Origin of the sequence: Motilibacter rhizosphaerae, assembly GCF_004216915.1 — a bacterium.
GTDB classification, from domain to species: Bacteria; Actinomycetota; Actinomycetes; order Motilibacterales; family Motilibacteraceae; genus Motilibacter; species Motilibacter rhizosphaerae.
Window position 1 is genome coordinate 1080472 of record NZ_SGXD01000002.1, and the last position, 24414, is coordinate 1104885.

A 24414-nucleotide genomic window follows, 5' to 3' on the forward strand; every position below is an offset into this window, starting at 1 on the left:
GCGGCGCAGCCTCACGAGAGCACCGGCTTGCGCGCTCCCGGCTCGACGGCATCGGGACGGCGCAGGTAGAGCGGCGCGGCGTCGAGCGTCGGCAGCCCGGCCGCGACCCACCGGCAGGCGTCGGCTGCGCCCGGCTGGAGCGGCTCTCCTGCCTGCGCGAACGCGTCCGGGTAGAGCCGCACGCCCTCGCCGACGGAGGGGAGGTCGCCGTCCAGGTCGGCCGGACGCGCGACGTCCGGTCCGCGCAGCCGCTCGGGGTGGTCGCCCGTCCAGCGGTAGTCGGCCCAGTAGACCTCCTTGCGGCGGGCGTCCGTGACGACGCGGAACTCCCCGCGCAGCCCCGAGCCGAGCGCCACGAGGTCGAGCGAGCAGACGCCGAGCACGGGGACGCCGAGCACGGCCGCGAGGGTGCGGGCGGTGACGATGCCGACGCGCAGCCCGGTGAAGGGGCCCGGGCCGACGCCCGTGACGATCTGCTCGAGCTCGGTGCGGTCGACGCCCGCGGCACCCAGCACCTCGGCGACGAGCGGGGCGAGCAGCTCGGCGTGGCGGCGCGCCTCGGGCACCGAGCGCTCGGCCAGCACCTCGTCGCCGCGGGCGACCGCGACGCTGACGGCCGCGGTGGCGGTGTCCAGGGCGAGGGTCAGCACGGGAGCAGAGGCTACTCGGGCGCTACTCCCCGGACACCTGGGCCCGCTAGGGTCCCCGCTCGTCAGGACTGGCCAGGACACGGGGGAGACGGCATGGCGGGGACGGGACCACAGCGGTGGGGGCGGGCGCGCAGCACGCTGGCGGCACTGCTCGCGGTGTGCTCGGCGGGGACGGTCGCCGCGGTGGTGCACGCGGGCCCGGCGGCGGCCGACGAGCAGACGTGGACGGACCCGCCCGAGATGTCGCAGGACGGCTACCAGAGCATCGACATCCTGGGCTACGGCCTCGCCCTCGACGGCAGCACGATCCGCGCGACCTTCACCTTCGCGCACTACGACCCCTCGGTCTGGGCCGGTCCGTGGACCAACGCCTTCGGCGTGGAGCTGGTCACCGGGGCACGAGGCCTGTCCGAGGACGACTGGCGGATGTACAAGATGAGCCAGAACCGCGTGCACGTCGCAGCGTGGAACGCCGACACGACCACCCCGTGCTCCGGCACCTCGGTCGACGTGCAGGGCGACACCGTGGCCCTGACGATCCCGTCCACCTGCGTGGGCGACCCGCAGACCGTGCAGGCGCGGTTCTTCACCAGCACGAACTTCGGCAAGGACGTCGCCCCGGACGGGACCGGCGACAACCCCGCGCCCTTCACCCAGCCCGTCTCGGCGCCTCCCGGCACCGGCAACGACTACTGGTCGCCGCTGCCGCCCCCGACGCCGAGCCCGGCGAGCAGCACCGGGCCGAGCACCGGGCCCAGCACCGGACCGAGCGCCGGACCGAGCCCGGCGCAGACGGCCGTGTCGGCTCCCCCGCCCTCGGCGGGCTCCCCGGTCCCGCCCGCGACCACGCCCAGCGCGGCCCCGGTCCCGTCCAGCGCAGCGTCCGGAAAGCCGTCGAGCCCCGTGCCTCCCCGCCGCCCGGCCACGAGGCCCCGCTCCCCCGAGGTGGTGCTCCGCGCGGCCAGCCGCACGCTGCGCATCACCCTCGACCCTCGCTTCGGCAAGCGGCAGACCAGCGTGCGCGTCCTGGTGCGGGGACGGTGGACCGCCCTCGGCAGTGTCACGCCGCACCGCAGCGGGACGGCGTCGCTCGCACTGAGCGCGCGCACCGCAGCGGTCCTGCGGGCGGGGATGCAGGTCCGGTTCGTCGAGGGCCGCACGACCATCGGGAGCGCGCGGCTGGTGCTCGCCCACTAGCCGGAGAGCCGGGGCGGGCCCGCACTACGCCGGGAGCGCGGCGCCCGCCCAGCGCTCGCCCACGGCGACGACGTCGACCGTGCGCGTCTCGTCGCCACCGGCGCCGAGCGCACGCGACACGGTGACCTCGAGCCGGTCGTCGGCCAGCCCCTCGACGAGGCCGGCACCCCACTCCACGACCGTGACGGACTCGGCGAGCGAGGCGTCGAGGTCGAGGTCGTCGACCTCGGCCAGCGACCCCAGCCGGTACGCGTCGACGTGCACGAGCGCCGGGCCGCCCGTCACCGAGGGGTGGACGCGGGCGATGACGAACGTCGGCGAGGTGACCGCCCCGCGGACGCCGAGCCCGGCGCCGATGCCCTGGGTGAGGGTGGTCTTGCCGGCGCCGAGGTCACCGCGCAGGACGACCAGGTCGCCCGCGCGCAGCAGCGCGGCGAGCTCGCCCCCGAGCGCGTGCATCTCCTCGGGCGTGGGGACGGTGCGGGTCACGCGAGCTCCTCGAGCAGGACGGCGGCGCGCTGCAGGTCGGCGCGCAGGGCGGCCAAGGGGGCACCGGCGGGACCGAAGCGGATCGCCGCCGAGGGGTGGTACGTGCAGAGCACGCGGCGCCCGTCGAGCACCACGTCGGTCTCGCGCAGGGTGGCGATCCGCGCGCCGGGGCCGACGACCCACTCGGCCGCGGTCCCGCCGAGGGTGACGACGAGCAGGGGGTCGACCAGCTCGATCTGCCGCGCGAGCCAGGGCCGGCACGCCGCGACCTCGGGCCGGCGCGGCTTGCGGTTGCGCGGGGGCCGGCACTTCAGCACGTTGGCGACCGCCACGCTGCCGCGGTCCAGCCCGGCCTCGGTGAGCAGCCCGTCGAGCAGCTGCCCGGCCTTGCCGACGAACGGCCGCCCGGTCTCGTCCTCCTGCGCACCCGGCGCCTCGCCGACGAGCAGCAGCCGGGCGGCGCGGGGCGCCTCGCCGGGCACCACGTGGGTGCGCGTCGCCGCGAGCTCGCTGCAGGCGACGCAGCCGCGGGCCGCGTCCGCGAGCTCGTCCCAGGACTGCTGGCGGGGCGCGACCTCCAGCGGGAGGGCCGTCATGCCCCGACCCAGGTGCGCTCGACGCGCGGGCCGAGCCGCGTCACGACCTCGTACGCGATGGTCCCCGCCGCGACCGCCCAGTCCTCGGCGCTGGGCTCGCCGTCGTCGCCGGGGCCGAACAGCACGACCTCGTCGCCCGCGCTGGCCGCCGCGTCGCCGAGGTCGAGGACGAACTGGTCCATGCAGACGCGGCCGGCGACCGGGCGCACCTCCCCCGCAGCGAGCACGGGACCGCGGCCCCCCGCGTGGCGCGGGATGCCGTCGGCGTAGCCGAGCGGGACCAGTCCGACGGTCGTCTCGGTGCTGGTGACGTACTCGTGGCCGTAGGAGACCCCGCTGCCGGCGGGGATGCGCTTGACGAGGGCCAGCCGGGCGGAGAGCCGCATGACAGGGCGCAGGCCGTACGCCTCCGGACCGCCGAGGTCGGGCACCGGCGAGATGCCGTAGACCGCGATCCCCGGCCGCACGAGGTCGAACGCCGCGTCGGGGCGGGTCAGCGTCGCGGCGCTGTTGGCCGCGTGTCGCACCTCGAGCTGCGCCCCGGCCTCCTCGGCGACCGCGGCGGCGGCGCGGAAGCGCTCCAGCTGGGCGTCGACGGTGGGGTGGTCGGGGACGTCGGCGTAGGCGAGGTGGGTCCACACCCCGACGACCCGCACGTCGCCCGCGCGCTCGGCGTCGAGTGCGGCGGCCACGAGCGCCGCCCAGTCCGCCTGCGGGGCGCCATTCCGCGAGAGCCCGGTGTCGATCTTGAGGTGGAGGCGCGCCGGGCGTCCGGCGCGGGAGGCGGCGGCGCGTACCTCGTCGAGGGCCCAGGTCGCCGAGACGTTGAGGTCGACGTCGGCTGCGACAGCGGCCTCGAGCAGGGGCTCGCCCGGCCCGTACAGCCAGGCGAGCAGGCGGCCGGTGTCACCGGACTGCCGCAGCAGCAGCGCCTCCTGAAGCAGCGCGACCCCGAGCCACGACGCGCCGCCCTCGCGCGCGGCGCGGCCGCACGGAACCAGGCCGTGGCCGTAGGCGTCGGCCTTGACGACGGCCATCACCTGCGCTCCCGGCGCCCGGGCGGCCAGCGCCCGCACGTTCGAGCGGAGCGCGGCGAGGTCGATGCGCGCCGAGCGCAGCGGGGGGGCACTCACGGGCGCCCATCCTGCCAGCCCCGGTCCCCAACGTTGTGGGGCTGGTTCGGCGCTATAGCGCGAACCAGCCCCACAACGTTGGGGAGAGCGGCGGGGGTCAGTCGGCGAGCAGGGCCTCGAGCGCGGGGAGGGCGTCCTCGAGCGCATGGCGCTGCGCGGGGTCGAGCCGGTCGAGGCGGCGCTGCAGCGTTGCGGTGTACGTCGCGCGGACCTCGGCGAGCACCCGCTCGCCCTCGGGGCTCAGCGTCAGCAGGACCGAGCGGGCGTCGGCCGGGTCCGGCGTACGGGTCACGACCCCGCGCTCGTCCAACGCCGCGAGCGCCCGGCTCATCGTGGGGGCGGACACCGCCTCGCGGGCGGCGAGCTCGCCGAGGCGCAGCGGGCCGTGCCCCTCGATCGTGACGAGCGCGGAGAGCAGCAGCGGCGAGAGGTCGCTCCCGCCCTCGGTGCGCAGGCGGCGGTGCAGCCGGCCGACGACCAGGCGGAGCCGGGAGGCCGTCGAGGTGCCTGCAGCGGTGGCGGTGCTCACCGGTGCGCGTCCTGGTGGACGTGCTCGCGGGTGTCGCCGCGCACCCAGGCCAGGACACCGGCGGTGGCCGCCATGACGGCGGCGAGCACGAACACGACGACGAGACCGTCGTGGAACGGGCCGGAGACGAGGTGGGGGAAGAAGCTCGTGCCCGTCACGGTCTCGCGGGCCGCGGCGGGGAGCCGCTGCAGCTCGCCGGTCGGCGCGAGCAGGCTGCCGACCGGGTTGTAGCCGAGGAACGACGCGAAGACGGTGCCGACCGGCGGCAGCCCGGCGACCGTGTCGGCCGCCTTCTGCGACACGCCCTGCGCGAGCAGCCCGGAGCGCAGCGAGCCGGGCAGCGACCCCGCGAGGCCGGCGATGAGCAGCGAGAAGAACACGCCCATCGAGAGGACCATGCCGGAGTTCTGGAAGGTCGAGACCATGCCGGCGGAGGCGCCGCGCTGCGTGGGGGGCACGGAGTTCATGATGGCCGTCATGTTGGGCGCGGTGTAGAGCCCGGCGCCGACGCCGTTGAGGAAGATGAGCGCGGCGAAGCCGAGGTAGGGGAAGTCGGTCGGCAGGAGCAGCAGGCCGAGGAACGACAGCGCCATGATGCTCATGCCGCCGACGGTGAACAGCCGCGCGCCGTACTTGTCGGAGAGGTAGCCCGAGACCGGACCGGCGACGAGGAAGCCGACGGTGAGCGGCAGCAGGAAGATGCCGGCCCACAGCGGCGTGCGCTCGTAGTCGTAGCCGCGCAGCGGCAGCCAGATCCCCTGCAGCCAGATGATGAGCATGAACTGCAGACCACCGCGGGCGACGGCGCCGGCGAGCACACCGGTCGCCCCGGTCCAGAACGGCCGCATGCGGAACAGCTCCAGGTGGAACATCGGGTCCTTGACCCGCCGCTCGATCGCGAGGAACGCCGCGAGCAGGACCAGGCCACCGATGATGCCCGCGTCGACCCAGGGGTTGGTCCAGCCCTCGGAGTGGCCGCCGTAGGGCTGGATGCCGTAGGTGATGCCGGCCAGCAGGACGGTCAGGCCCGTACCGAACGTGACGTTGCCCCACCAGTCGATCCGGCCGCTGCCGCGCTGCGAGGTCTCGCGCAGCGAGCGGTACGCCCACAGCGTGCCGAGCGCGCCGAGCGGCACGCTGACCCAGAAGACCGCGCGCCAGTCCCACTCGGAGAGCACGCCGCCGACGACGAGCCCGAGGAACGAGCCGGCGATGCCGGCGACCTGGTTGATGCCGAGCGCCATGCCGCGCTGGTGAACGGGGAACGCGTCGGTGAGGATCGCCGTCGAGTTCGCCATGAGCATCGAGCCGCCGATGCCCTGCACCACGCGGAAGCCGATGAGCCAGAGAGCCCCGCCCCCGCCGCTGAACGGCACGAGCGCGAGCGCCGCGCTGGCGAGCGCGAAGACCGCGAAGCCGGCGTTGTAGATGCGCACGCGGCCGTAGATGTCACCGAGGCGCCCGAGCGTCACGACGAGCACGGCCGTGACGAGCATGTAGCCGATGAGCAGCCACAGCAGGTAGCTCACGTTGCCGGCCGCGAGCGGGTCGAGTCCGATGCCGCGGAAGATCGCCGGCAGCGAGATGAGCACGATCGAGGAGTTGACCGTGGCCATGAGGATGCCGAGCGTCGTGTTGCTCAGCGCCACCCACTTGTAGGGGATGCCCCCGCCTGCCTGCTGCTGCGGGGCCTGCGCCCGCTCCACCGTCAACGCCACGTCTACCACCCTCGTCGTCCGTCACTTGCTTGATGCATGCTAACGGACTGCGGCGCCGGCGTCTTCCCGGGGCCTCGCCGGGGTGCTGGCCGGCGGGTGCGCGAGCAGGGCCAGGAGCCCCACCCCCAGCAGGAGGTACGCGTCGGCCGCCACCGTCACGAGACCGTGCCAGCCGTACTCCCGCGGGCCGCCGTCGTGCGGCGTCCACCACGGCGGGGAGACCAGCAGCACGGCGTACGCCGTGGCCGCCGCCCGCGGCCGCTCCGCGGCGAGCACGAGCAGCGCGGGCAGCGCCCAGACCCAGTGGTGCGTCCACGAGACCGGGGACAGGAGGAGTCCGGCGACGCCGGCGGCGGCGGTTGCGCGGAGCGAGTCGCCTCGCAGGGCGGCGGCTCGCGCGACGGCCAGGCCGACGGCGCCCAGCGCGAGCGGGAGCAGCACGAACGCCCCCGGCACCTGGTCCGGGCCGCCGAGCAGGCGCGCCGCCACGCCGTACGGCGACTGGTCGGCGATGTACGCGACCCCCACCCGCGAGGTGTCGTGGAACAGCCCGGACCAGTAGCGCAGCGAGGCGGTCGGTGCGAGGACCGCGCCCAGCGCCGTGCAGCCGGCCGCGACGGTCACGGCCCGGGCCGCGCAGCGCCTCCGGCTCGTGACGAGGAGCAGCACGACGAACACCCCGGGCGTCAGCTTGACGGCAGCGGCGAGACCCACGCCGATGCCCGCGGACCGTCCCTCGTACGCCCGCCGCAGGTCCGCGAGGACCGCCGCGAGCAGCAGCAGGTTGACCTGGCCGAGCGCCAGCGTGTGCCACACGGGCTCGAGCGGCAGCGCGGCCGCGACGAGGGACGGCACGCGTCCGGCCGGATCCTTCCCGGCGAGCAGCAGGCAGTCCCGGGCCGCACTGGCGAGGGCCGCGACCGAGGCGAGCGCCCAGCCGACGCGCACCAGCCCGTCGGGCAGCAGCGCCAACGGGCGGAACAGCTCGGCCGCGAAGGGCGGGTAGGTGAACCAGTGCCCCAGCAGCTGGTCCGCGTAGAGCGCGCCGTCGCGCCGGACCGCCGCTCCCCCGCGCCGGTAGATCTCGAGGTCGAGCGGGACGTGGAGCAGGGCGAGCGCGACGACCCCGGCGAGCTCGCCGGCGAGGAGCACCCGGAGGCGGGAGAGCGGCATGGCCCGACCGTCGCCGCGCCCGGCGGCCGTCGCGTCAGGCCCGGAGCCCGTCCCCGCCGGGCGGCACTGGCCCGGAGGCGTACGCCTCGGGGAGGTTCCCGGCGCTCCCCCGCGGTCCTACGGTGGGCCCGTGGCTCCTCCCCGCACCGGTCGGGCCGCCGACGCCCTCGCGGCTGCGGCGGTCACGGTGGCCCTGGCGGCCGCGCCCGACGAGCGGGCGCGGGACGACACGCGCCCCAGCGGCCCCCCGTCGCGCACCCCGCTGCTCGCGGTCGTGGTCCTGCTCGCCGTCCTCGCCGCCAGCAGCTTCGCGGTCCGCAGCTGGGCCCTCCCCGTGGTGCTCCTGCTGGGCGCCGAGGCCGCGCTCGTCCTCGTCGCCGCGCGCTGGTCGCGCCCGGCGTCCGCCTCGACCGCTGTCCTCGTCCTCGTCGTCGCGGGCCTGCTCATCCCTGCGCGCCCGGTGAGCGGCGGCCCGCAGGGCGACGTCCTCGTGCTAGGCGAGGTCGTCGTCGCGTTCTCCGTGCTGCTCGCCTGGACCGCGGGGAGCTCGGTGCGGGCGCGTGACGCGTACCGCACGGCGCTGCAGCAGCAGGAGACCGCCGCGGCCGTGGCGGCGGAGCGGCTCCGCATCGCCCGCGAGCTCCACGACGTCGTGGCGCACAGCATCGGGGTCATCGCCATCCAGGCCGGGGTCGGGAGCCGCGTGCTGGACAGCCGGCCGGAGGAGGCGCGTAAGGCGCTCGACGCCATCGAGGGCACCAGCCGCGAGGCGCTGCGCGGGCTGCGGCGCACGCTCGGCACCCTGCGCGAGGGCGACGGCACCGCGGCGTACGCGCCGGTGCCCGGCCTGCGCGACCTCGCCGACCTGGTGGGCACCGCGAGGAGCACCGGGCTGGGGGTGGAGCTCGAGGCGCACGGGCTCGAGCAGGGGCTGCCGGCGGAGGTGGACCTGGCGGCGTACCGGATCCTGCAGGAGGCGCTCACCAACGTCGCGCGGCACTCGGGCGGCGGGACCTGCCGCGTCCGCGTCGAGGTCGCGCTCCGCCGGGTCCTGCTCGAGGTGCGCGACCCCGGTCCGGCGCTCGCCGGGCGCGAGGCGGGCGGGTACGGGCTGGTCGGGATGCAGGAGCGGGTCTCGGCGCTCGGCGGCACGCTCGTGGCCGGCCCCGAGGGCGCCGGCTGGTGCGTGCGCGCGGAGCTGCCGGTGGGCCGCCCGTGAGCGTGCGGGCCGTCGAGGAGCGGGTGAGCGTCGTGCTCGCCGACGACCAGCCGCTCGTACGCGCCGGGCTCCGCGTGCTCATCGAGGAGCAGCCCGACCTCCACGTCGTGGGCGAGGCGGGGACGGGCCTGGAGGCGGTGCGGGTCGTGGAGGCGACGGCCCCGGACGTCGTCCTCATGGACGTGCGGATGCCGCTGCTCGACGGGATCGCCGCGACCCGCCGGATCTCCGCCTCGGGCAGCCGCAGCCGGGTCGCGGTCCTCACGACGTTCGACGACGACGAGTACGTCGACGGCGCCCTCCGCGCCGGCGCCAGCGGCTTCCTCGTCAAGGACATGGCGCTCGAGGACATCCTCGCGGGCATCCGCGTCGTCGCCGCGGGAGACGCCCTCCTCGCCCCGGGCATCACACGGCGGCTCATCGCGGACTTCGCCCGCCAGCAGGCGAGCCCGCCGGCCGCCCCGCTGCTCCAGCGGGTGACCCCCCGCGAGCGCGAGGTGCTCGCCCTCGTCGGGCGCGGGCTGTCCAACACCGAGATCGCCGACGAGCTCGTCATCAGCGTCGCGACGGCGAAGGCGCACGTCGCCCGGCTGCTCACCAAGCTCGACGCGCGCGACCGGGTGCAGCTCGTCATCGTCGCGTACGAGTCGGGCCTGGTAGCCCGCGCCTGAGCGGGTAGGGGGCCGGCATGAGCGACCAGCCACTCGAGTCCGCGATGCTGACCGGCAACGACGAGGGCGAGCCCGGCGACCTGGGCGGCCTCACCGCCTCCGAGCCCTCCGCGCTCGCCGCCCCCGACGAGGTCGTCGCCGCGGTGGCGGACGACGCTCCGCTGCCCGGCGCGGGAGCTGGCCGAGTCGGAGCCGGCGGCACAGCCGGAGCCGGCGGCACAGGCGGAGCCGGCGGCACAGGCGGCGACGCCCACGGCAGCACGGACCCCGACACCCCGGAGTTCCGCGAGCCCTGACCCCGTCCCCCCGTGATCATGCACGTCCTGGGATCGGCGCCCCGCACTCCCCGTGATCATGCACGTCCTGGGCCCTCCCCCGTGATCATGCACATCGTGTGGGGGTCACGGACCCACGATCTGCATGATCACGAGGGGGTGGACGCCCACGATCTGCATGATCACGAGGAATGGACGCTCACGATCTGCATGATCACGAGGGGGCGGCGCCTAGGACGTGCATGATCACGACGAGGGGGGATCCGCGAGTCGGCGCTGCGCCTCCGGCAGCGCGTCGAGCAGCTGGCCCGCGCTGAGCGGGGCGCCCTGGCTGGCGACGCGACCGGCCAGCCCGTGCAGCCAGGCGGCGACCGCCCCGGCGTCGTACGGGTCGAGCCCCCGCGCGAGCAGTGCCCCCGCCACCCCCGCGAGCACGTCGCCGGAGCCGGCGGTGGCGAGCCACGACGTCCCGGTCGGGTTCACCCGGGCACGGCCGTCCGGCGTCGCCACCACCGTGGTCGAGCCCTTGAGCAGCACCACCGCGCCGGTGCGCCGCGCGGCCTCGCCCGCCCAGTGCAGCCGCCGCGCCTCGACCTCGGCCCGCTCCACCTCGACGCCGAGCTCGTGCAGCAGGCCGACGAGCTCGCCGGCGTGCGGCGTGAGCAGGGCGTCCCCGCCGGCCCGCTCGTGCAGGACCGTGCACCCGGCGTCGAGCACCACCGGCTCGGGGTGCTCCACGTGCTCCGCCACCGCTCGCGGGTCGGCGACGCCCGGGCCGACCACCCGCGCCTGGACGCGCCCCTCCCCCGCCACGACCTCGGGCCACGAGCTCAGCACGTGCTGGGTCGCCCGCGAGGGCCCGACGTAGCGGACCATGCCGGCGCCCGCCCGGATCGCGCCTCCAGTGCAGAGCACCGCCGCTCCCGGGAACGCGTCGCTGCCCGCCACCACGCCCACGACGCCGCGGCGGTACTTGTCGCTCTCGCGGCCCGGCTCGGGGAGCAGCGCGGCGACGTCGGCGGCGTCGAGCACCTCGAGGACCGGGTCGCGCAGGTACGCGCCGAGCCCGATGTCGATGACCTGCACCAGCCCCGCGTGCCCGGCGCCGGGGTCGACGAGCAGCCCCGGCTTGAGCGTCCCGGGCACGAGCGTCACGTCGGCGCTCACCGCGTCGCCCGCCACCTCGCCGGTGTCGGCGTCGACGCCGGACGGCACGTCGACGGCCACGAGCAGCGCGCCGCCCGCCTCCGCCCGACGCACGACCCGGGCCGCCTCGGGGCGCAGGCCGCCGCTCCCGCCGATCCCGAGGATGCCGTCGAGCACGAGGTCGGCGTCGTCGACGGCGGCGACCGCCTCGACCACGCGCCCACCTGCGGCCTCGAGGGCCGCACGACCCGCCTCGTGCACCCGGCTGCCCAGCAGCAGGGCGCGCACCTCGACCCCGCGGCGGGCGAGCCGGGCACCGGCGTGCAGGGCGTCGCCGCCGTTGTCGCCGGAGCCGACGAGCAGCACGGCGCGGGCGCCGTACGCCCCGCCCCGCTCCGCGCGCAGCAGCTGCAGGCAGGCGGCGGCGATGCCGGCAGCGGCACGGTCCATGAGGGTGCCGGGGGGCAGCGTCGCGGCGAGCTCGGCCTCGGCGCGACGCACCTCGGCGACGGCGTGGGCGTGGCGCATCGGGCTCCTCGGGTCGCGGGCGTCGCGGCAGCCCCCCACCGGCCGGCTCAGGCCTCGGCGACCACCACGGCCGACGCTATCCCCGCGTCGTGGCTGAGCGACACGTGCCAGCGCGCCACGCCGAGCTCGCGCGCCACCGCCTCCACCGTGCCGCGCACCTCGAGAGAGGGCCGGCCGGCGGCGTCGCGCACGACCTCGGCGTCGAGCCAGCGCATGCCGGCCGGGGCTCCGAGCGCCTTCGCGAGCGCCTCCTTGGCCGCGAAGCGCGCGGCGAGCGAGGCCGGCGGCAGGGCGCGCTCGGCCGGGGTGAAGACCCGCTCGGCCAGCCGCGGCGTACGCGCCAGCACGGCGGAGAAGCGCGCCACGTCGACCACGTCGATGCCGACGCCGACGATCACCGGGCCTACTCGACCGTGACGGACTTGGCCAGGTTGCGCGGCTGGTCGACGTCGAGGCCCTTGGCCAGCGCGAGCTCGCAGGCGAAGACCTGCAGCGGGACGGTGGCGACGAGCGGCGCGAGCAGCGTGGCGGTCTGCGGGACCCGGATGATCGAGTCGGCGTAGGGCTCGACCGCTGTGTCGCCCTCCTCCGCGATGACGATCGTGCGGGCGCCGCGGGCGCGGACCTCCTGGATGTTGCTGACGATCTTGTCGTGCAGCACCGAGCGCCCGCGCGGCGACGGGACGACGACGATGACGGGGAGGCCCTGCTCGATGAGGGCGATCGGCCCGTGCTTGAGCTCGCCGGCGGCGAAGGCCTCGGCGTGCATGTAGGCGAGCTCCTTGAGCTTGAGCGCGCCCTCGAGCGCGACCGGGTAGCCGACGTGACGGCCGAGGAAGAGCACGGCCTTGCAGCCGGCGAGCGAGCGTGCGAGCTCGCGGACGGGCTCCACGGTGTCGAGCACGGTGTCGATGTGCTCGGGCATGTCGGAGAGCTCGCGGACGACGGCGGAGACCTCGTCGGCGTACATCGTGCCGCGCACGCGGGCGAGGAAGAGCCCGAGCAGGTAGCAGGCGACGACCTGGGTGATGAAGGTCTTGGTCGCGGCGACCCCCACCTCGGGGCCCGCGTGGGTGTAGAGGACGGCGTCGGACTCGCGGGCGATGGTCGAGCCGTTGCTGTTGGTGATCGCGACGACGCGGGCCTTCTGCTTGCGCGCGTGCCGCACGGCCATGAGCGTGTCCATGCTCTCGCCGGACTGCGAGATGGCGACGACGAGCGTGTCGCGGTCGACGATCGGGTCGCGGTAGCGGAACTCGCTCGCGACCTCGACCTCGACGGGCACGCGGGTCCAGTGCTCGATGGCGTACTTCGCGATGAGCCCGGCGTGGTAGCTCGTGCCGCACGCGATGACGATGACCTTGTCGACGGAGCGCAGGTCCTCGTCGGACAGGCGGACCTCGTCGAGCTGCAGCGAGCCCCCGTCGTGGCGGCCGATGAGCGTGTCGGCGACGGCCTTGGGCTGCTCGGCGATCTCCTTGAGCATGAAGTACGGGTAGCCGCCCTTCTCCGCGGCCGCGGCGTCCCAGGTGACCTCGAACTCCTTGGGCGTGACCTCCTCGCCGTCGAAGTCGGTGACGGTGATGCGGTCGGCGCGCAGCTCCACGACCTGGCTGTCGGCGACCTCGATCGCGTGCCGGGTGTGGGCGATGAAGGCGGCGACGTCGGAGGCCAGGAAGTTCTCCCCGTCACCGCGCCCGACGACGAGCGGGCTGTTGCGCCGCGCCGCCACGACGACGCCGGGCGCCGAAGCGTGCGTGAGCACGAGGGTGAAGGCGCCGTGCAGCCGGCGGCAGGTGCGCCGCAGCGCCTCGGCGAGGTCGGGGGCGCCGGCCTCCTCGAGCGCGGACCACTCCTCGGCCACCAGGTGGGCGACGACCTCGGTGTCGGTCTCGGAGACCAGCTCGTGGCCGCGCGACTCGAGCTCGGAGCGCAGCGCGGCGAAGTTCTCGATGATCCCGTTGTGGATGACCGCGACGCTGCCGGTGTCGTCGAGGTGCGGGTGGGCGTTGCGGTCGTTGGGCGCGCCGTGCGTCGCCCAGCGGGTGTGGCCCATGCCGGTCGTGCTGGCGGGGAGCGGCGACTCGGCCAGGGCGGCCTCGAGGTTGGCCAGCTTGCCCGCGCGCTTGCGGGTGACGAGCTTGCCGTCCGCGACCAGCGCGACGCCGGCGGAGTCGTAGCCGCGGTACTCCAGGCGGCGCAGGCCCGCCACCACGACGTCCAGTGCCGACTGCTTCCCGACGTAGCCCACGATGCCGCACATGCCGTCCAGGCTAGGGCCTCCTGCTGGCAGCGGCGGCCAGGAGGCGCCGTACGGCGCTATCCGGCGGTGCGGGCGGCGGGCCGCCGTGCCGCGCGCCACAGCCGCTCGGCCTCGTCGGCGGGCAGCGGGCGCGCGAACAGGTAGCCCTGCAGGACGTCGACGCCGCTCGCCACGAGCCGGTCGCGCTGGGACGCGGTCTCGACGCCCTCCGCGATGACCTGCAGGTCGCAGGCGTGCGCGAGGTCGACCAGCGCGCCGACGACCCGGGAGCTGCGGCCATCGGCGATCGGGTCGACGAGCTCCTTGGCGATCTTGAGCACGTCGGCGGGCAGCGTCTCGAGGTACGCGAGGGCGGAGTAACCGGTGCCGAAGTCGTCGAGCGCGACCCGCACCCCGGCCTCCCGCACCTCCGCGAGCCGCCCGCGGACGCCGGGGTCGGCCGCCGCGGTCTCCTCGGTCACCTCCAGCAGCAGCGCCGGGGCGGGGACGTCGTGGTGCGCGAGCTCGGCGAGGACCTCCTCGACGATCCCGGGGCTGCGCCAGGTGCGGACCGAGACGTTGACCGAGACGTGCAGGTCCTCCCCGCCCGCCTGGTCGCGCCAGCGGGCGAGCTGGGCGACCGCGCGGCGCAGCACCTGGCGGTCCAGGGCCGGCATGAGCCCGGCCGCGTGCGCCGCGGGGAGGAACTCGCCCGGGGGGACCAGGACGCCGTCGCGGCGCCAGCGGACGAGCGCCTCGAAGCCCGCCACGTGCCCGTCCGCCGCGAGGACCAGGGGCTGGTAGTGCACCTCGAGCTCGTCGGCCTCGAGGGCGTGCTCGAGCCGTGCGGCGAGCAGCGGGCGCAGGTGCAGCCGGGCGCCGTCGAGCTCCGGGGAGTGCGCGACGCACCGCCCGCCGCCGTCGTTCTTGGCCAGGGCCAGCGCGGCGTCGGCGGCGCCGAGCAGGGCGTCGACGGTCGACTCCCCCGGCTGGGCACCGGCGGTGCCCACGCTGGCCCGGATCCACAGCTCCTGGGTGCTGCCGTCGGGCACGGGGACGGCGAAGGGGCGGCGCACCGCCTCGAGCAGGCGCTCGGCCAGGGCCGCGACCTCCGCCTCGTCGGCGCCGCCCACGAGCAGCGCGAACTCGTCCCCTGCGATGCGGGCGAGCAGGCTGCCCTCGGGCGCGACCTCCCGCAGCCGTGCGGCCAGGCGGACGAGCAGCCCGTCACCGGCCGAGGGGCCGACGAGGTCGTTGACGCCGGAGAAGCCGTCGAGGTCGAGGCGCAGCACGGCGACCCGCCGGCCGGTGGCGCCCTCGTCGTCCAGGGCGTGCTCGAGGCGCCGGACGAGCGCGCCGCGGTTGGCGAGCCCGGTCAGCGCGTCGTGCAGCGTGCTGTGGGCCAGCTGCGCCGAGCTGGTCTCGTACGCCCGGAGCACGGTCACCGTGCGCAGCAGGACCAGGGCGAGGACCACGACCGTGCTGCCCGCGACGAGCCGGGCGCGGGTGGTGTCGGGGCTGCCGACGCAGAGCAGGGCCGGCCCGACCGCGCCGCAGACGAGCACGACCGCGAGCCGGCGGGCCGTCACCACGCGCAGCGGCGCGGAGGCCCGCTGCTGCCCCCGCTGCGGGTGGAGCACGGCGGCCGCCCCGAGGACGTACGTCGCGAGCCAGGCGCAGTCGACCCACCCGCCCTCCGCGTACGTGCCGGCGGCGTCCTGCAGCGCGAAGCCGACGTCGGCCGCGAGCTGGCAGCACAGCGCGCCGCCCAGCAGCAGCACGGGGCGCCCCTGCCCGCCGCCCTCGAAGCCGAGCCGGGCGAGGGCCGCCAGGATGACGAGGTCGAGGACGGGGTACGCGACGCTGACGCACCAGGCGAGCCGGTGCTCGGTCCCCTCGGCGGCGGTGGGTCCGAGGACGTACTGCCAGCTCAGCAGGGCTCCGGCGAGCGCGACGACGCCGACCTCGGCGAGGGGCGAGCGGCCCCGCTCGTGGGCCCGGCCGCGCGCCGCGCGCCGCCCGAGCGACACGGCGGCCGCGAGCAGCGCGCCCGTGCCGCCGAGGAAGAACGCGTCGCCGACCGAGGGGAACGGCTCGTCCCCGATGACGATGTCGTGCCAGCTCCAGACGAACTCCCCGGCGCTCTGCAGGGCGAGCCCCCCGACGACGAGCGCCCAGGGGAGCAGGTCGGCCCCGCGCCGGCGCGCGAGCGCGGCTGCGCCGACGGCGACCGACAGGACCGTGACCGCGTCGAAGTGCAGGTCGCTGGCGGTGGTCCCGTGCTCCAGGGGCAGGGCGGCGACGCAGGCCGCGCCGAGCACGAGCCAGACCAGCCAGACCAGGGCCGCTCCTCGCCGCTCCGCGGGAGCGGAGGCGGGGCGGCGGTTCACGCGTCCCCATCGGCAGGGCAGGCGCCCGACCTGAGGACGCGGAGGGAGGACGACCGCGTCAGGACGACGCGGCGAGCGCGAGCCGCTCGCGGACGACGCCGGCCAGCCGGTCGGCGACGGCCTGCGCCTGCGCGGTGGTCGGGGCCTCGACCATGACGCGCACGAGCGGCTCGGTGCCGCTGGGCCGGAGCAGCACGCGGCCGCGCTCGCCCAGCTCGGCCTCCGCGGCGGCGACCGCCGCCTGCAGCTCGGCGTCCGAGCCGGCCCGCGCCTTGTCCACGCCGTCGACGTTGACGAGCACCTGCGGCAGCCGGTCGACGACGGCGGCGAGCTTGGCGAGCGGCTCGCCCGTGCGCGCCATGCGGCCGAGCAGGTGGACCGCGGTGAGGACGCCGTCGCCCGTCGTCGCCGCCGAGGCGAGGACGACGTGGCCGGACTGCTCGCCGCCGAGGACGAAGCCGCCCTCGCGCATCGCCTCGAGCACGTAGCGGTCGCCCACCCGGGTCTCGACGACGCGCAGGCCCTCGCGGGCCATGGCGATCTTGAAGCCGAGGTTGGCCATGACGGTGGTGACGACGACGTCCGCGGCGAGCTCGCCGGCGTCGCGCAGGGCCAGGGCCAGGACCGCGAGGATCTGGTCCCCGTCGACGACCTCGCCGTCGGCGTCGACCGCGAGGCACCGGTCGGCGTCGCCGTCGTGGGCGATCCCGGCGTCGGCACCGTGCTCGCGCACGGCCGCGCGCAGCGGCTCGAGGTGCGTCGACCCGCAGCCGTCGTTGATGTTGAGCCCGTCGGGCTCGGCCCCGACCGTGACGACCTCGGCGCCGAGCCGGCGCAGCGCCTCGGGGGCAGCGGCGTACGCGGCCCCGTGGGCGCAGTCGACGACGACCTTGAGCCCGTCGAGGCGGGCGGGCGCGGAGGCCACGAGGTGCGCGACGTAGCGCTCGAGGGCGTCCTCGAGCAGGCGCACGCGGCCGACGTCGGCGCCGGTCGGGCGCGGCGCCTGCGCGCCGGCGAGCCGGGCCCGGTAGTCCGCCTCGACGGCGTCCTCGAGCTCGTCGGCCAGCTTGCGGCCGCCGGCGGCGAAGAACTTGATGCCGTTGTCGGGCATCGGGTTGTGGCTGGCCGAGAGCATGACGCCGAAGTCGGCGGAGAGCTCGGCCGTGAGGAACGCGACCGCCGGCGTGGGGACCACGCCGGCGTCGAGGACGTCCACGCCGGCGCTCGCGAGCCCGGCGACGACCGCGGCGGCGAGGAACTCCCCCGACGCGCGCGGGTCCCGGCCGACGACCGCAGTGGGTCGCCGGCCGGGAGCACGGGCAGGCAGCACGTGCGCCGCCGCCACCGAGAGGCCGAGCGCGAGCTCGGCCGTGAGCACGCCGTTGGCGAGCCCCCGGACCCCGTCGGTGCCGAACAGGCGGGTGCCGCTGCCCACGACTAGCGCTTGCTGTACTGCGGGGCCTTGCGGGCCTTCTTCAGGCCGTACTTCTTCCGCTCCTTGGCCCGCGCGTCGCGGGTGAGGAAGCCGGCCTTCTTCAGGCCCGGGCGGTTGGCCTCCGCGTCGACCTCGTTGAGGGCGCGCGCGATCCCGAGGCGGAGGGCGCCGGCCTGGCCGGAGACGCCGCCGCCGTGGAGCAGCGCGATGACGTCGTACGCGTCGTCGAGGCCCAGCGTCCGGAACGGCTCGTTGACCGCCTGCTGGTGCACCTTGTTGGGGAAGTAGTCCTCGAGCGTGCGCCCGTTGACCTTCCACTGCCCGGTGCCCGGCACGATGCGCACGCGGGCGACGGCCTCCTTGCGACGACCGGTCGCAGCGCCGGGGCCGGTGGCCGCCGGGCGTGGAGCCTGGGCGGCGCCGCCCTCGCTCTCGGTCGTGTAGTCGCCGACGAACTCCTCGTCGTCGATGTCGAGCGCGGGCTCGACGGTGGTCTCCGCCACGGTGCCTCTTCCTGGGGTTCTCTCGTGCTGGTCCAGCGGTCCGGGGAGGACTACTGCGCGACCTGGGTGATCTCGAACGGCACGGGCGACTGGCCCGCGTGCGGGTGCTCGGGGCCGGAGTAGACCTTGAGCTTCTTCAGCTGCTGGCGGCCCAGGCTGTTGTGCGGCAGCATCCCGCGCACGGCCTTCTCGACCGCCTTGCGGGGGTCCTTGTCGAGCAGCTCGTTGTACGGCGTGGCGCGCAGGCCGCCCGGGAAGCCCGAGTGGCGGTAGGCCAGCTTCTGGTCGCGCTTGTTGCCGGTGAGGGCCACCTTGCCGGCGTTGATCACCACGACGTAGTCGCCGGTGTCGATGTGCGGCGCGAAGACGGGCTTGTGCTTGCCCCGGAGCAGGCGCGCGACCTGGCTGGCAAGACGGCCGAGCACGACGTCGTTGGCGTCGATGACGTGCCACTGGCGCTGGACGTCGCCGGGCTTCGGGGTGAACGTACGCACGGTGCTGCCTTCGTCTCGGGTGACTCTCGCGGAATCAGGGTCTGTGCGGGTGCCTACGAGCACCCTCGGAGGAGGGGGCTCGGCCGACACGCACAACGACGTGCCAGAGTACCGGGCCCGGGAGGGCGGGTCAAAACCCGCGGCGGCCGGGAGCGCGGAGGGGGCGCACCCCCCGGGCGCGCCCCCTCCCCACCGGCCTCCGCCGGTCGTGCTCAGCGCTGCACGAACACCGCCACGGTGCGCGCCGGGACGCTGAACGCCGACCCGCTCGCGCTCGCCGCCCTGACCACGGGGTCGCTGCCCGCCGCCTGCACCGGGCTGAGCGACCAGCCGGCACCCGCGCCGGGCACCGTCTGGACGGTGGCCGACGGCGTCGCGTTGAAGACGACGACCATGCCCCTGAGCGCGGGGTCGACGTCCGGGCCGACGGTGTCGTCCAGGCGCATGACGATCACGCCGGGCGTGCCCGTCGCCGGGAACGACAGCTTCTGCTGGACGAGCGCCGCCGTGCCGAGGTGGAGCAGCGGCGAGGTGGAGCGGATCCTCAGCAGCGACTCGGCCTGCGCCTTCGCCGAGAGGATGTCGGCCTTCGTCGGCTCGAGCGCGGGGTCCGCGAGCAGCGGCTGCATGTACGACCACTTCGCGCCGTTCGACGCCTTCGGGGGCAGCCCGCGGCCGAAGCCGTTGGTGGCGTAGGTCGGGTCCAGCACGTCGAACCAGTCGCCCGAGTCGAAGCTGTTGCTGTCGAACGACTTGCTCCGGAGCGTGTCGCCTCCCGCGTGCCAGAACGACACGCCCTGGCTGAGCGCGGTGGTCGCCAGGGCCAGGGTCTGCATCCGGACGCGGGCGGCCATCGGCGTGCTCTGCGGCAGCTTGTAGGCCAGCGCGTCGAACAGCGTCTCGTTGTCGTGGGCCTCGACGTACTGGACCCCCTCCTGCGGGTCGCTGGTGTAGCCGGCCGGCGAGCCGTTGTAGTCGACCTGCGCGCCCGTGACCGTCTTCCCGCTCGAGCTGGTGAACGAGTAGTCCTTCAGGCTGCCCGACAGCCCCACCTTGACGAGGTCCTCGTCGTGGAGCAGCGCCGCCCGCTGCTGGTCCGCCGTCCCGTTGACGGCGTCCCCGTTCGGGTCGGTGTAGAGCCCGCTGGCGAAGCCCTGGATCCGGGGGTCGGCGTCGAAGGGGCCACCACCGCGTACGCCGTCGCGGAGGCGGTCGTCGAACGTCCCGATGCCGGTGCCCGCCATGTTCGCCTGCGTCGCCTGCACGAACCGGGCGTCGTTCGCGACCTCGCCGAAGTTCCAGCCCTCGCCGTAGAGGTAGACGCGCTTCCCGTCCACCCCGTCCTTCGCCGGCGTCAGCGCGTCGAGCTTCCTGCGGAGGTCCACCATCAGCGCCTTGGGCTGGTGGCCCATGAGGTCGAAGCGGAAGCCGTCGACCTTGTACGCCGTGGCCCAGGTGAGCACCGAGTCCTCGAGCAGCTTGCCCGTCATGAGGTGCTCGGTCGCCGTGTTGGCGCAGCAGGTCGAGGTCTCGACCGCGCCACTGGCGTCGAGCCGGTGGTAGTAGCCCGGCACGATCCGGTCGAGGTCGTTCGTGCCCGCCTGCCCCGAGTCCGTCGTGTGGTTGTAGACGACGTCCATGACCGTCCGCAGGCCCACGCGGTTGAGCGCCGCGACCATGTCACGGAACTCCCGGGTGCGGCGCGCTCCGTCCGGGTCGGTCGCGTACGACCCCTCGGGCGTCGTGTAGTGCGCCGGGTCGTAGCCCCAGTTGAAGCCGTCCTTGCCGGCCACCGCCGTCACGCACGCCTGCTGCTGGTCGCTGTCCGGCGCGTACGACGCCAGGTCGCAGGCCGGCTGCTGCTGCTGGGCCTTGTCCTCCTCGACGCTCGAGAAGTCGAGCGCTGGCAGCAGGTGCACCGTGGTGAGCCCGCTGGTCGCCAGCTCCCGCAGGTGCTCCATGCCCGCACTACTCGTGTCGGCGAACGCCTCGTACGTGCCGCGGTGCGCCGCCGGCACCGTCGGGTCGCTGATCGAGAAGTCCCTGATGTGCAGCTCGTAGATCGACTGGTCCTCCGGCTTCAGCAGCGGCGGCTTCACCAGCGAGTCCCAGCCCCGCGGCTCGAGCGACGCGTCGGCGAGGTCGACGAACAGGCTGCGGGTGCTGTCCTTCGACAGCCCGAGGGAGTACGGGTCGGTGACGACGTTGCTCTCGACCTTCCCGGTCTCGGGGACGAGGACGTGCACGTCGAAGAGGTAGTAGCTCCCCTTCCACGCGCTCGGCACCTTGCCGGTCCACACCCCGTCACCGTCGCGCACCAGCGCGAGGGTCGTGCTGGGTGCGCTGCTCGTTGCCGACGAGAAGACCTGCAGCTCGACCGACTTCGCCGTGGGCGCCCAGAGCGCGATGCTGCCGGAGCTCCCCTTCCAGGTCTGCCCGAGCGTGCGGCCCGCGGCGCTCCGGTAGACGTCGTCGATCACGCCGGAGGTCTGCAGACCCGTGGCGTCGACCACGTGGCCGAGGTCGTCGAACCTCGCCACGGCCAGCTGACCGGTGAGGTACGCCTGCGCATCACTGGCGTGCCAGCCGTGCGGCAGCCGGAGGACGTCGTAGCCCGCCAGGAACGGGAACGCCGCCTTCTGCGCCGCGCTCAGCCCCGCCGGGTCGTACGTCAGGCCGACCGAGGTGCCGCCCGGCAGATCGGTGTCGTCGACGCCGAGCCCGCCGTCCGGCGCGGTGTAGAGCCGGAACGAGCTCAGCTGCGGGTCGTCGCCGGCCTTCCAGGCGATCGTGTCCCGGTCGATCCAGTACGCCTTCTGCCTCGTCAGGTCCGGCTTGGCGGCCGCGCTGGCCGTGGTCACGGTCAGGACGTGGCTCTTGCCGTCGTACGAGAACGTCGTGCGGAGACCGTCAGCGGCGACGGTGAAGGGGATGTTCGCCCCGCCGGCCGTCCCTCCGGCGCCGTAGTCCTCGTCCCACCCCAGGCCCACGGTGGCCTTGGTCTCGTAGCTGCCCGCGGGGATCGACGTCGTCGAGTACGTGTAGGTCCCGTCTCCGTCGGGGTCCTGCAGCCAGGAGCGCAGGCAGTCGGGCGACCAGTCCGCCGTGCAGCCGAGCTCGCTCTGGAAGCTGCCGGCGGCGGTGACGATCGGGCTGGAGACGTCGTCGGTGACCCAGTGGGTCCGGGTGTCGTAGAAGAAGGTCACCCGCTTGCCCCCGGCGGGGACGACGAGCGGGATGTTCCCGCCGCCCTTGCTCGCCCCGGCGCCGTAGTTCTCGTCCCACGAGTCGTCGATCGCGACCTTGTAGGCGAAGCTCCCGGCCGGCAGGTCGAAGCTCGCGGACCAGACGTCGTCGCTGCGCTTGGTGAGGTGGGCGGCCGCGCAGTCCTCCTGCCAGTCCTTCGTGCAGCCCATCTCGCTGTCGAGGTCCCCGGCGAGGGTCACCGAGCTGGATTGGACGACCGCGGTGTCCGGGCCGGCAGCGCTGGCCACCGGCGCGGGGTCACCGACGATGCCGCTGGACGTGGCCACGGAGATGTGACCGGCGAGGTCCTTCACCACGGCGCGGTACTGCAGGAGCGTGCCCTTGGGCAGCGCGCTCGTGTCCTGGAAGACGCGGTACGGCGCGTTGTCGTCGGTGCCCAGCACCGTCCAGTCCTGGTCCCCCAGCACGCGGTAGGCGAACGTCACCTGGGCGAAGCCGCTCCCGGGGATGCGGACCCTGATCTCCGCGTTCGGGCCCACGACGGAACCCGCGACCGGTGAGGCGAACGTCGCCGTCGGGGCCGCCGCAGGGGCGTCGGCCGCGCCGCGGGCTTGGTAGACCACCGCGCTCAGCGGCGGCACCGTCATGGTCACGCGGCTCTCGTCGTCTGAGCGCAGCCGCTGCTTCGCCGCCGGGTAGAGCGAGACGAACGGCATTGTGCGGCTCAGGGTCGGGAAGGACGCCGTCTTCGTGGTCGTCGCGTTGTTGAACGCGACGAGGTACTCCGTCTTGTCCTTCGGGTCGATGCGGCTCACCGCGTACACGCCGGCGGAGGAGCTGCTGTAGCGCTGGATCTGCGTGCCGTCGCGGAGTGCGGGGTACTGCCTGACGAGCTTCGAGAGCTGCGCGATGTGCTGGTACAGCACCGAACTCTCGTCGTAGCGGTCCTTGCTGCCCGCCACCGTGCCGTCGATGAGCGTGTCGCCGTTGTAGTAGTCGACCTTGCTGGCGAACATGTCCTGCCGCGCCTGCTGGTCGTTGCCACCGCCCGTGCCGGTGAAGCCCTGCTCGTCGCCGTAGTAGACGACGGGCTGGCCGCGGGTGAGGAACATGAGGTCGTGGGCGAGCTCGTCGCGCTGCACGAGGTCGCTGGTGTTGTCCGACTTCACGAAGTAGCCGATGCGGCCCATGTCGTGGTTGCCCAGGAAGGTCGGCAGGTCGTAGGCGTTGGAGTCGGCGTCGGTGTAGTAGTCGTCCTGGGCGAAGAAGTCGCTCAGTCCGTTGGTGCTCTTGCCGTCCGCGAAGTCGCGCGCGCTGGCCTGGAAGCCGAAGTCGAGGGTGGCGGGGACCTTGCCCTGCTTGCTGTACGGCGCCATGACCTGCGGCTTGGCGTCGTAGACCTCGCCGAACATGAAGAAGTCGGGCTTGCCCACCTCGGCCGCGTGCTTGAGGATCGCCGGCGACCAGGCCTGCCAGAACTCCATGTTGACGTGCTTCATCGTGTCGATGCGGAAACCGTCGATGCCGAAGTCGACCCAGGACGTGTAGATGTCCTCCATGCCCTTCTCCACCTCGGGGTTCTCGGTGAAGAGGTCGTCGAGGCCGGAGAAGTCGCCGTAGTTGGCGCTCTCGCCGACGTAGGTGGAGTCCCCGCGGTTGTGGTACAGCGTCGGGTCGTTGAGCCACGAGGGCACCTTGACCGAGGCGTCAGCCGGCGCGACGACCGGCGTGTACGGGAAGCTCGTCTTCGCGTCCATCGCGGGGAAGTCGGGCTTCTCTGCGTACTGCGCGTCATCGAAGACCTTGCCGCTCGCGTCCTGGTACGGCGCGTCAGCCTTGGGGACGTAGCCGTTCTTGCCCTCGGCGTACTGGATGACGTCGGCGGTGTGGTTCGTGATGATGTCGAAGAAGACCTTCATGCCCTTGGCATGCGCCTTCGCGATGAACCCCTTGAGGTCGGCGTTCGTGCCCAGGTGCGGGTCGACCTGGGTGAAGTCGGTGATCCAGTAGCCGTGGTAGCCCGCAGACTGGTTGGTACCAGTGCCCTGCACCGCGCGGTTCTTGAAGCTCGGTGTCAGCCAGATCGCCGTGGTGCCGAGGTCCTTGATGTAGTCGAGCTTGCTCGTCAGGCCCTTGAGGTCACCGCCGTGGTAGTAGGCCTTGTCCGTCGGGTCGAACCCGGTCGTGCTGCGGTCCCCGGTGAGACCACCGGTGTCGTTGCCCGTGTCGCCGTTGGCGAAGCGGTCCGCCATGACGAAGTAGAACTGCTCGCGGGTCAGGTTCTTGCGCAGGCCGTCGAGGGCGAGCGAGGTGTCGTTCGGCTGCTGGCCCTCGACCGGCGTCGTGGACTCCACCGACGGCATGTGCGTCGTGGGGTCGTAGCTGATGCGCACCTGCTGCTGGGACCGCAGGACGAGCGGGATGTCGCCGCCGTTCGGTGCGCCTGCCGCGCCGTAGTTCTCGTCCCACGAGTCGTCGATCGCGAACTTGAACTCGTACGAGCCGGCAGGCAACGTGAACGTGCCCGTCCAGGGGGCGCTCACCGCGCTCCCCGTGTGCGTGAGGTGCGTGGCGGCGCAGGCGGGCTGCCAGTCCGAGGAGCAGCCCAGCTCGGACTGCAGGCTCCCCGCCAGCGTCACGCTCGTCGTCGTCGTCGCCTCGGCTGCCGCCCCGGGGGCGGTGGCTGCAAGAACGGACGTCGGGACGGCGATGATGCTTGCAAGGAGCACCGAGGTGGTACGGGTCGGACGTCGGCGCACAGAGGCTCCTTCACCGGTGAAGTCGAGATGCGCCAGAACCTAGTGCGCCTGCAAGACCGA

19 protein-coding genes are annotated in these 24414 nt (G+C 74.5%); 4 read left to right on the forward strand and 15 right to left on the reverse strand.

The window, feature by feature from the left end:
* Positions 1-11: 11 nt before the first annotated feature.
* Entirely contained in the window at positions 12-650 is a 639-nt protein-coding gene (gene tsaB / locus EV189_RS10525) for a tRNA (adenosine(37)-N6)-threonylcarbamoyltransferase complex dimerization subunit type 1 TsaB (RefSeq protein WP_130492819.1), read from the reverse strand.
* A 93-nt stretch (positions 651-743) separates the two neighbouring features.
* On the opposite strand from tsaB, the gene EV189_RS10530 reads away from it, so the two are divergent.
* Entirely contained in the window at positions 744-1847 is a 1104-nt protein-coding gene (locus tag EV189_RS10530) for a hypothetical protein (RefSeq protein WP_130492820.1), read from the forward strand.
* A gap of 24 nt (positions 1848-1871) precedes the next feature.
* On the opposite strand, the gene tsaE is transcribed toward EV189_RS10530, so the two are convergent.
* The 6 genes from tsaE to EV189_RS10560 all read right to left on the reverse strand — a co-directional run bounded on the left by tsaE (position 1872) and on the right by EV189_RS10560 (position 7485).
* Positions 1872-2336, reverse strand: coding sequence for a tRNA (adenosine(37)-N6)-threonylcarbamoyltransferase complex ATPase subunit type 1 TsaE (gene tsaE, locus EV189_RS10535; RefSeq protein WP_231116256.1), 465 nt, complete (start codon positions 2334-2336; stop codon positions 1872-1874).
* Positions 2333-2932, reverse strand: a complete 600-nt coding sequence (locus EV189_RS10540; RefSeq protein ID WP_130492821.1) for a uracil-DNA glycosylase — start codon at positions 2930-2932, stop codon at positions 2333-2335. The genes tsaE and EV189_RS10540 overlap by 4 nt, the downstream gene beginning before the upstream one ends.
* Positions 2929-4065: an alanine racemase gene (gene alr, locus EV189_RS10545; protein WP_231116257.1), complete on the reverse strand. Its 1137-nt coding sequence runs from the start codon at positions 4063-4065 to the stop codon at positions 2929-2931. Before alr ends, EV189_RS10540 begins: the two co-directional genes overlap by 4 nt.
* 97 nt (positions 4066-4162) lie before the next feature.
* Positions 4163-4594, reverse strand: coding sequence for a MarR family winged helix-turn-helix transcriptional regulator (locus EV189_RS10550; RefSeq protein ID WP_130492823.1), 432 nt, complete (start codon positions 4592-4594; stop codon positions 4163-4165).
* Complete coding sequence (locus EV189_RS10555) at positions 4591-6210, reverse strand: MFS transporter (RefSeq protein WP_130493008.1); 1620 nt, start codon at positions 6208-6210, stop codon at positions 4591-4593. The genes EV189_RS10550 and EV189_RS10555 overlap by 4 nt, the downstream gene beginning before the upstream one ends.
* Positions 6211-6351: 141 nt before the next feature.
* Positions 6352-7485, reverse strand: coding sequence for a glycosyltransferase 87 family protein (locus EV189_RS10560; RefSeq protein ID WP_130492824.1), 1134 nt, complete (start codon positions 7483-7485; stop codon positions 6352-6354).
* Between the two features lie 130 nt (positions 7486-7615).
* On the opposite strand from EV189_RS10560, the gene EV189_RS10565 reads away from it, so the two are divergent.
* Genes EV189_RS10565 through EV189_RS20180 form a run of 3 tightly spaced genes read left to right on the forward strand, consistent with a single transcriptional unit; the run spans position 7616 to position 9671 of the window.
* Complete coding sequence (locus tag EV189_RS10565; protein WP_130492825.1) at positions 7616-8704, forward strand: sensor histidine kinase; 1089 nt, start codon at positions 7616-7618, stop codon at positions 8702-8704.
* A complete protein-coding gene (locus EV189_RS10570; RefSeq protein WP_231116259.1) occupies positions 8701-9375 on the forward strand; it encodes a response regulator in 675 nt (224 codons plus the stop codon). The genes EV189_RS10565 and EV189_RS10570 overlap by 4 nt, the downstream gene beginning before the upstream one ends.
* A gap of 17 nt (positions 9376-9392) precedes the next feature.
* Positions 9393-9671: a hypothetical protein gene (locus EV189_RS20180; protein ID WP_165400241.1), complete on the forward strand. Its 279-nt coding sequence runs from the start codon at positions 9393-9395 to the stop codon at positions 9669-9671.
* A gap of 225 nt (positions 9672-9896) precedes the next feature.
* On the opposite strand, the gene EV189_RS10580 is transcribed toward EV189_RS20180, so the two are convergent.
* The 8 genes from EV189_RS10580 to pulA form a co-directional block, all read right to left on the reverse strand.
* On the reverse strand, positions 9897-11324 hold the full coding sequence (locus EV189_RS10580; RefSeq protein ID WP_130492826.1) for an NAD(P)H-hydrate dehydratase: 1428 nt from the start codon (positions 11322-11324) through the stop codon (positions 9897-9899).
* A 47-nt stretch (positions 11325-11371) separates the two neighbouring features.
* Complete coding sequence (locus EV189_RS10585) at positions 11372-11722, reverse strand: holo-ACP synthase (protein ID WP_130492827.1); 351 nt, start codon at positions 11720-11722, stop codon at positions 11372-11374.
* A gap of 5 nt (positions 11723-11727) precedes the next feature.
* Complete coding sequence (gene glmS / locus EV189_RS10590; protein ID WP_130492828.1) at positions 11728-13587, reverse strand: glutamine--fructose-6-phosphate transaminase (isomerizing); 1860 nt, start codon at positions 13585-13587, stop codon at positions 11728-11730.
* A gap of 56 nt (positions 13588-13643) precedes the next feature.
* Positions 13644-15956 carry a putative bifunctional diguanylate cyclase/phosphodiesterase gene (locus EV189_RS10595; RefSeq protein ID WP_165400242.1) on the reverse strand — a complete coding sequence of 771 codons (2313 nt, stop codon included), beginning with the start codon at positions 15954-15956 and terminating at the stop codon, positions 13644-13646.
* A 58-nt stretch (positions 15957-16014) separates the two neighbouring features.
* Positions 16015-17391: a phosphoglucosamine mutase gene (glmM, locus tag EV189_RS10600; protein ID WP_130492830.1), complete on the reverse strand. Its 1377-nt coding sequence runs from the start codon at positions 17389-17391 to the stop codon at positions 16015-16017.
* 2 nt (positions 17392-17393) lie between these two features.
* Positions 17394-17861, reverse strand: a complete 468-nt coding sequence (rpsI, locus tag EV189_RS10605; protein WP_407938129.1) for a 30S ribosomal protein S9 — start codon at positions 17859-17861, stop codon at positions 17394-17396.
* Positions 17862-17944: 83 nt separating this feature from the next.
* A complete protein-coding gene (gene rplM / locus EV189_RS10610) occupies positions 17945-18388 on the reverse strand; it encodes a 50S ribosomal protein L13 (RefSeq protein ID WP_130492832.1) in 444 nt (147 codons plus the stop codon).
* A 212-nt stretch (positions 18389-18600) separates the two neighbouring features.
* Entirely contained in the window at positions 18601-24354 is a 5754-nt protein-coding gene (pulA, locus tag EV189_RS10615; RefSeq protein ID WP_130492833.1) for a pullulanase-type alpha-1,6-glucosidase, read from the reverse strand.
* Between the last annotated feature and the right edge of the window lie 60 nt (positions 24355-24414).

Excerpts from the sequence above, each read along its gene's own strand:
- glmS (WP_130492828.1), bottom strand. The coding sequence starts at position 13,587 with ATGTGCGGCATCGTGGGCTACGTCGGGAAGCAGTCGGCACTGGACGTC.
- EV189_RS20180 (WP_165400241.1), top strand. The coding sequence starts at position 9,393 with ATGAGCGACCAGCCACTCGAGTCCGCGATGCTGACCGGCAACGACGAG.
- EV189_RS10530 (WP_130492820.1), top strand. The coding sequence starts at position 744 with ATGGCGGGGACGGGACCACAGCGGTGGGGGCGGGCGCGCAGCACGCTG.
- EV189_RS10540 (WP_130492821.1), bottom strand. The coding sequence starts at position 2,932 with ATGACGGCCCTCCCGCTGGAGGTCGCGCCCCGCCAGCAGTCCTGGGAC.
- EV189_RS10555 (WP_130493008.1), bottom strand. The coding sequence starts at position 6,210 with ATGGCCACGGTCAACTCCTCGATCGTGCTCATCTCGCTGCCGGCGATC.
- EV189_RS10580 (WP_130492826.1), bottom strand. The coding sequence starts at position 11,324 with ATGCGCCACGCCCACGCCGTCGCCGAGGTGCGTCGCGCCGAGGCCGAG.
- EV189_RS10560 (WP_130492824.1), bottom strand. The coding sequence starts at position 7,485 with ATGCCGCTCTCCCGCCTCCGGGTGCTCCTCGCCGGCGAGCTCGCCGGG.